At 53.9% G+C, this 7,383-nt stretch carries 6 protein-coding genes; 2 read left to right on the forward strand and 4 right to left on the reverse strand.

Translation table 11 applies throughout. The annotated features are described in order from the left end of the window. Positions 1-119: 119 nt before the first annotated feature. Entirely contained in the window at positions 120-2,033 is a 1,914-nt protein-coding gene (locus NM10_RS02645; RefSeq protein WP_020310063.1) for a fructose-bisphosphatase class III, read from the reverse strand. 453 nt (positions 2,034-2,486) lie between these two features. On the opposite strand from NM10_RS02645, the gene gdhA reads away from it, so the two are divergent. Beyond that, positions 2,487-3,836 carry an NADP-specific glutamate dehydrogenase gene (gene gdhA, locus NM10_RS02650; RefSeq protein ID WP_020310064.1) on the forward strand — a complete coding sequence of 450 codons (1,350 nt, stop codon included), beginning with the start codon at positions 2,487-2,489 and terminating at the stop codon, positions 3,834-3,836. A gap of 245 nt (positions 3,837-4,081) precedes the next feature. Here gdhA and NM10_RS02655 read toward each other — a convergent pair whose 3' ends face one another. From NM10_RS02655 to NM10_RS02665, 3 genes are read right to left on the reverse strand one after another with little or no spacing between them, the layout of a single operon-like run. Beyond that, complete coding sequence (locus NM10_RS02655; RefSeq protein WP_020310065.1) at positions 4,082-5,251, reverse strand: M20 family metallopeptidase; 1,170 nt, start codon at positions 5,249-5,251, stop codon at positions 4,082-4,084. Between the two features lie 18 nt (positions 5,252-5,269). After that, a complete protein-coding gene (locus NM10_RS02660; protein WP_020310066.1) occupies positions 5,270-6,217 on the reverse strand; it encodes an AEC family transporter in 948 nt (315 codons plus the stop codon). A gap of 1 nt (position 6,218) precedes the next feature. Next, on the reverse strand, positions 6,219-7,013 hold the full coding sequence (locus tag NM10_RS02665; RefSeq protein WP_020310067.1) for a carbon-nitrogen family hydrolase: 795 nt from the start codon (positions 7,011-7,013) through the stop codon (positions 6,219-6,221). A gap of 158 nt (positions 7,014-7,171) precedes the next feature. Between NM10_RS02665 and NM10_RS02670 the strand changes: the two genes are divergently transcribed. Next, the coding region (locus NM10_RS02670; RefSeq protein WP_020310068.1) for a uracil-DNA glycosylase family protein at positions 7,172-7,383 on the forward strand (212 nt) is incomplete at its 3' end.

Raw genomic sequence — 7,383 nt, forward strand, 5'->3', positions numbered from 1 at the left:
TTTATAGCTTGTAGTATAGAGTTTGTAGTTTGTAGAAGATGGCTTTAAATTATTTACGCTTTGCTGCAAACTAAAAACTGCAAACTTAAAACCGGGCGGGCCGCCCTTTGGGACGGCCCCTACGGGTTCGGACGGCGTTCGAGGATGACGCCCTGGCGGTAGGCTTCCAGCAGGGCCTTCAGGTCGTGGATCATCTGGAGGAGTTTCTTGCCGTTATCCGTGTCGCCGATCATGACGCGCTTCGGTTCCAGTTCGACCTGTGTCGATTCGGAATCGATGTCGACGTTGTTCATCAACGCCTGGTAGACATCTTCAAAGGGGTAGTGAGATTTGATGCGTATGCCGTGGGAGTTGAAGATGAGCGTGTAGCCGGCAATGCCCGTCGACCCCTGGTAGGCCTTGCAGAAACCGCCGTCGATGCAGATTTCCTTGCCTTCCGCCCTGATAGGGCTTTCGCCTTTCTTGACCTTGACCGGCGTATGGCCGTTGATGATGTGTCCCTGAGGCGAGTCGATGCCGAATTCGTGGAGGATCTTGATGCATTCGTCTTTATCGCGATTCAGGCGGTAGTAGGCATTCTGCGGTTCTTTCCACGTCGATTCGTCTATGATGTAACTCCGTTCAAAAGTCTTGACGATGCGGCCGGATACAGGGGAATCGGCACCGCACCAGAGGTACCACATATAGTCCAGGCTGTCAGTATCGCGCTGGTCATAAGCCCGGCGGATGAGGTGTTCCGCCTTATCCATGAAGGCTTTGCCCTTATACGGCTTACCGTCGAGGTAGATTTCCTTAAAGCTGCCGTCTTGGTTGAGGGGCAGGCCGCCGTGGAACAGGAGGTTGTTATTCATGCAGCGGTATAACGAGCCGTGGCTGTAGAGGAAGCGGATGTGGCGCTGCAGGCGTTCGCTTTCGGTAAATTCGGCCTGGATGTCGTTCATGAGCTGGTGTTCTTCCGGCGACAGCGTGTACGGGTCCTGGGGATTGACCGTCGGGAAGTCCTTGGTCTTCAATTCATACGTCTTGCCATCGAGAGTGATGACGCCTTTTTCCCAATCAATCTTGTGGAACAGCAGGCGGTCGTCCATATTGTAGTCGGGATGGCGGTAAATGGTCTGACCTTCCAGCTTGGCCACGATGACGTTGATGGCCTTGACCATGGGCTCAATGCCGTCGTCCTCTTTATACGTCTGCAAGGCAAAGAGGGCAAAGGGCCGAAGGCTGATGCCATAGCCGCTTTCTAATATTTCCATATTATGGTAACGGATGTTATTGCGCAGGACATTGGCGATGCAGGCCGCGTTGCCGGCAGCAGCACCCATCCAGAGGACGTCGTGGTTGCCCCACTGGATGTCCAGAGAATGATGATGCATGAGCGTGTCCATGATCTTGTCGGCATGAGCGCCGCGGTCGTAGATATCGCCGATGATGTGCAGGTGGTCGACGGCCAGCCGTTTGATGAGATTGGCCAAAGCGTAAATGAATTGGCGCGTACTTCCCGTTTCCAAGATGGTGTCGAGAATCTTCATGTGATAGACCAGCTGGTTCTGGTCTTCATCGGGCTGGGCGTGCAAGAGTTCATCGATAACGAAGCGGAAGACTTCCGGCATGGCTTTACGGACTTTCGACCGCGTATATTTCGACGACAAGAGCTTGGCCAGGTCGATCATCCGTTCCAGCGTCGTCCGGGCCCAGTCATCGTTGACCTTGCCTTCGCGGTAGAGCATGTTCAGCTTTTCCTTAGGATAATAAATAAGAGTCAGCAAGTCGTCCTGTTCGGCCTTGCTCATCTTGTCAGAAAAAATCATTTCCACTTTTTCGCGGATGACGCCGGAGCAGTTGTTGAGGATGTGATAGAAGGCTTCGTATTCACCGTGCAGGTCACTCATGAAGTGTTCTGTCCCTTTCGGCAGGTTGACGATGGCCTGCAGATTGATGATTTCCGTGAACGTCGCCGCCTGCGTGGGATACTCCTTGGACAGGAGCTCCAAATAGCGCAAATATTCCGGGGAATAGGTATCGTACGTTTCCATGTTGCGTACCTCTCTTTCTTATATAGTATATGTTGTATGGCTTATTTACTTTCTATTGTATATCATCATTGTCAGGGTGACTAGGTTCTTTTTCTGATTTTCGTCACCTTCCTCTCCATTTTGTTTAACCGGTGTATACAATTATTCCTCCAGCAAAAGACAAAGGGCCGTCTTCCCCCTTCTTCCTCAATAAGTATAGTTCTATTTATACCATGATTTTGATTTATATTGCAATTATTTTTAACGAATACCTCCCTTTAACTTACTATAACGTTTATCTTATACCTTAAAAATCCTTGAATTTTGACGTCCTCTTTCACATAGTGGCAATGCAGTGCCATCATGGAAAAATCTTTTCCTCATTGTGGTATTTGCAAGGACGGAAAAACATGCTATTATGTAATTGTAGAAATCAGTTTTAGGTATAATTAATTTTAAATGAGGTGATTACATATGAATAAGTATTTGGAATCTGTCATTGAAAATGTACGCACGAAACACGCAAACGAACCGGAATTCGTCCAGACCGTCGAAGAAGTCTTCAGCTCCCTGGACCCTGTCGTCGAACGCCACCCGGAATATGAAAAGTTCGACCTCCTCAACCGTCTCGTCGAACCGGAACGGCAATTCACATTCCGCGTCGTCTGGCAGGATGATGCAGGCAAATACCACACCAACACGGGCTACCGCTTCCAGTTCAACGGCGCTATCGGGCCCTACAAAGGCGGCCTTCGTTTCCAGAAGAACGTATACTCAGGCATCATCAAATTCCTGGGCTTTGAACAGATTTTCAAGAACGCACTGACCGGCCTGCCTATCGGCGGCGCCAAAGGCGGGGCTGACTTCGACCCGACGAGCAAGTCCGACGCTGAAATCATGCGTTTCTGCCAGAGCTACATGCAGGCTCTCTATCGCTACATCGGTCCCGATGTCGACGTACCGGCTGGGGACATGGGTGTCGGCGGCCGTGAAATCGGCTACCTCTTCGGCGAATACCGCCGCCTGAAAGGCTGCTTCGAAAACGGTGTCCTCACGGGCAAAGGCTTCAGCTTCGGCGGTTCCCGCATCCGTCCGGAAGCTACGGGCTACGGCGCCGTATACTTCCTGGAAAACGTTCTCAAAGACGACGGCCAGGACATCAAAGGCAAGACTATCGCCGCTGCCGGCTTCGGCAACGTAACCTGGGGCATCTGCAAGAAAGCTACGGAACTGGGTGCCAAAGTCGTTACCCTCTCCGGTCCGGACGGCTACATCTATGACCCGGACGGCGTCGCTACGCAGGAAAAGATCGACTACATCGTCGAAATGCGCAACAGCGGCCGCAACCGCGTCCAGGACTATGCCGATAAATTCGGCGTCGAATTCTTCCCGGGCGAAAAACCGTGGGGCCGCAAAGTCGATATCGTCATGCCGTCGGCTATGCAGAACGACGTCCATATGGAACAGGCTAAACAGATTGCTGCCAACAAGATCCGCTACTACATCGAAGTCGCCAATATGCCGACGACCAACGATGCCCTGAAATTCTTACTCGATCAGAAAGACATCATCGTCGCTCCGTCGAAAGCCGTCAACGCCGGCGGTGTCGCTACATCGGCCCTGGAAATGAGCCAGAACAGCGAACGCCTGGTATGGACTGCCAAGGAAGTCGATGACCGTCTCCACGAAATCATGAACACCATTTACCAGAACTGCAAAGACGCAGCTGCCCGCAACGGCCTGGGCCACAACCTCGTAGCCGGTGCCAATATCGCCGGGTTCGAACGCGTCGCCGACGCTATGCTGGCACAAGGTGTCTTCTAAGGTATACCTGAAACTGAATATATAGAGCGTGAAAAAAGGAGCTGTCGCATCGCGACAGCTCCTTTTTTCTGTAGGGGTCGCCACGTGGGCGACCCGTTCACGCAAATCCGTTTTCCAAGTATTTCACATATACCTAACGGGCTCGCCCTCTACAGCGGTCCGTTTCAGCAGCCGTCTTGCCATTCCTTGCAGTCATGACCTGACAGGCTGAAAAGGCATGTGCGAGCCCCTACAAACTACCTCTATCAGGAGAGGCTCTTCGCCGTGAACTCATCTTTCATCTGCTGGCGCAGGGCCGTGTCCTGGGCGAAGAGCAGGGCCAGGCGTGCCATGATTTCGGCGCCTTTGACGATGGTCGGTTCGATGGTCCTGGCCTTGACGGCATTGGCGATGTCCGTCGAGTGTTCCGGCATGGGGACGTCGCCCAAGGCCAGGTGGACGTGGACGGCCGGGCACTGATGGCTGACGTTGCCGACGTCGGAGCTGCCGCAATCCTTTGGTTCTTCGTAAGGGATCCCCATGGCCTGGAGGACCTGTTCCGACGCTTTCGTCGCCGCTTCATTCCAGACCATGTTATCGAATTTGCAGCCCATTTGGGTGACGTCATATGTCGTTTCCGTAGCAATGGCCGCCCCTTTGAAGCAGTTCATGACCTTGGCCACGACGGTATCGAGATATTCCCGTTCGCTGTGGCGGATACAACATTCGACTTCGGCGTAATCGGGGACGACGTTGGAGGCGGCCCCACCGTTTACGATATACGAGCCGATTCGCGTTTCCGGCCGGACGTGCTGGCGCAGCATATCGACGGCGTGCAGGGCCAGCATGGCCCCATTCAGGGCATTGCGGCCGTTCCAGGGTTCACCGGCGGCGTGAGCCGTCTGGCCGTGGAAGGCAATGCGGTAGTCGTCGAGGGCCAGGAAATGGGAATTGGCATTGGTCCGGGTCGGCGACACGTGGACCATGACGGCGAAATCATAGTCCTTGAAGACGCCCTGGTCGCACATGATGACCTTGCCGCCGCGCAGTTCTTCGTCCGGTGTGCCGATGAGGTCGACGTCGACAGGCAGATCCTTCAAATCCTTTAAGGCCGCAGCGGCCAGGAAGCTCATGGCACCATTGGCCGAATGGCCGCAGCCGTGGCCGACGCCGGGCAGGGCATCATATTCCGCCAAAAGGGCCATCTTGAAGACGGGTTTATCGGCCCGATGAGCGATGGCTCGGAAAGCCGTCGGCTGACCGGTGAACTGTTCTTCCACTTCCATGCCCAAAGAACGGCACAAATCGACGTAGTGCCGGCAGGCATGATATTCTTCACCGGACAGCTCCGGGTCGTCAGCAATGGTATAGTTGAGCTGAAAAGCCTGGGCTTCATGGGCTTTCAAAGCTTTCTTCAAATCTTCGAGGGTATTCATTTTCTAAAAAAACTCCTTCTATCCAATGATAAACATATATAAGGGAATGATGACGATGCCCATGACGACGGTGATAAAGCTGACTTCCGTCGAATAACGGACATCGGCGCCGACGGACTTGGCGACGACTGTCATCTGGGTCATGGCCGGCATACTGGCCTGCATAGTAAAGACCTGGGCCGACATGGGCGTGACCGGGATGAAGGGCAGGAGCACCAGGACGCAGGCCGGACAGACCAGGAAGCGGCCGACGAGGGCGCCGATGATGTCCCGGTCCCAGCGGACCGACGCCAGAGAAATGCCCGTCATTTCAATGCCGATGACCATGAGCGACAGCGGCGTCGCCATATTGCCAACGTATTGGAACGACGTCAGCAGGAAATCAGGCAGCTTGATATTGGCCATAATCAGGACCAGGCCAGCCAAAAAGCCCAGGAGCGGCGGCGAAAAGACTTTCTTCAGGGTCTGCAGGGAAAACAAGGGCATATTCCCCTTGCCGCCCAGACTGTCGTTGACGATATGGTAGACGCCGAGGGTCCAGAACATGGTCGTGTTGGCCATGTAATAGAGCATGACCGACGGCACGCTCTGCGTCCCGAACAGGGCCAGGTTGACGGGCAGGCCGATGAAGATGGTATTGGCAATGAAAAAACAAGTGATGAAGACGCCCTGCCGGTCCTGGCGGATGTGCAGGACTTTGGCCGCTATGCGGCCGACGGCATAGGCCAAAAGGATTGACGCAAAGGGCAGGAGCAGGTCCGGCGCGATGCGGAGCAGCGAATCATGGGTAAAGTCCTTTTCCAGCTGGCAGAGCATGTATAAGGGCAGGCTTATCTTCATGACCAGTTTGGTAAAGACAGCGCTCATGTCCGGCCCGAACCAGCCTTTCTTGGCCAAGATGAAGCCGATGGAAATGATGAAGAGGACTTCAAAAATGCCTTGTAAACCGTGCAATACGCCTTCCACGTTACCGCTTCCCTTCTAAATGATATAACTCAGGCCGCCGGTCGCGAAAGACATTGATGCGGCTGCGGATGTCTTTAATGACGGACAAGTCGATTTCGCCGGTAACGATTTCCTCACCGTCTCCTCCTTGGGCCAGCACTTCGCCCCACGGGTCGATAATCATAGAATGGCCACAGAAGCGGTAGTCACCGCAGGTACCGCAGCTGTTGACGGCGACGACGAAGAACTGGTTCTCAATAGCCCGGGCCCGATTGAGTATCTGCCAATGAGCCAGTCTGGGATGAGGCCAGGCGGCCGGGACAAAGAGGATCTGGGCACCGGCCAGGGCCGCCATGCGGACCCATTCGCCAAAGCGCAGGTCATAACAGGTAATCGACGCCATAGGGATGTCGCCCAGGAAGAAAGTATTCAAGTGATCTCCCGGCGCGAAGACCTTCTCTTCCCCACCAGGCGTGAATAAATGGCATTTGTCATACGATGAGACGCGATTCCCCTCTTCATCGACGATATACGTCGTATTGTACAGGCACCCGTCGTGACGGCGGACAATGGAGCCGCCGATGAGCTGGATATGACAGGACGCAGCCAGGTCCTGCAAAAACGCCTGGGCCTGGCGGCCCTCTTCATCGGCCAGGTCATAAACATCAGGCGGGTAGAACGACAGGTCCCACAATTCAGGCAGCACGGCCATATCCGAACCAGCCCTGGCCGCCTGTTGGACGCGGCGCCGGACCTGGTCGAAATTGGCCAGCCTGTCGCCGGGGACGATAGGAAATTGAATGAGTGAGATTTTCACTGCACTTCCCCCTTTCTTTAATTTTCATGTCAATTTAGCTTTATTATATACCATACTATAGTATGTAAAAAGTATTTTTTAGAATACCGCTGGACGACTTGAAAAGAGGCGGCCGCCTTGTTATAGTAAAATTAATTATCGCATAAAGAAGGGGTATCATGGAAGAAAATGAAAAGATGAAAGATTGGCTGACAGAACTCATGAGCTGTACAGCCTGTCACTTACGGGACGAAGGCAATCGCGGACCGACGCGCTATTCCGGCGATTGTGCGTCGCCGCTGATGTTCGTCGGCGAAGGGCCTGGCGGTGTGGAAGATGAATACGGCGTTCCCCTCGTCGGCCCGTCGGGGCAGCTCCTCGACAAGGCTGA

It is taken from the genome of Megasphaera sp. NM10 (genome assembly GCF_000417505.1).
Lineage (GTDB): Bacteria > Bacillota > Negativicutes > Veillonellales > Megasphaeraceae > Megasphaera > Megasphaera intestinihominis.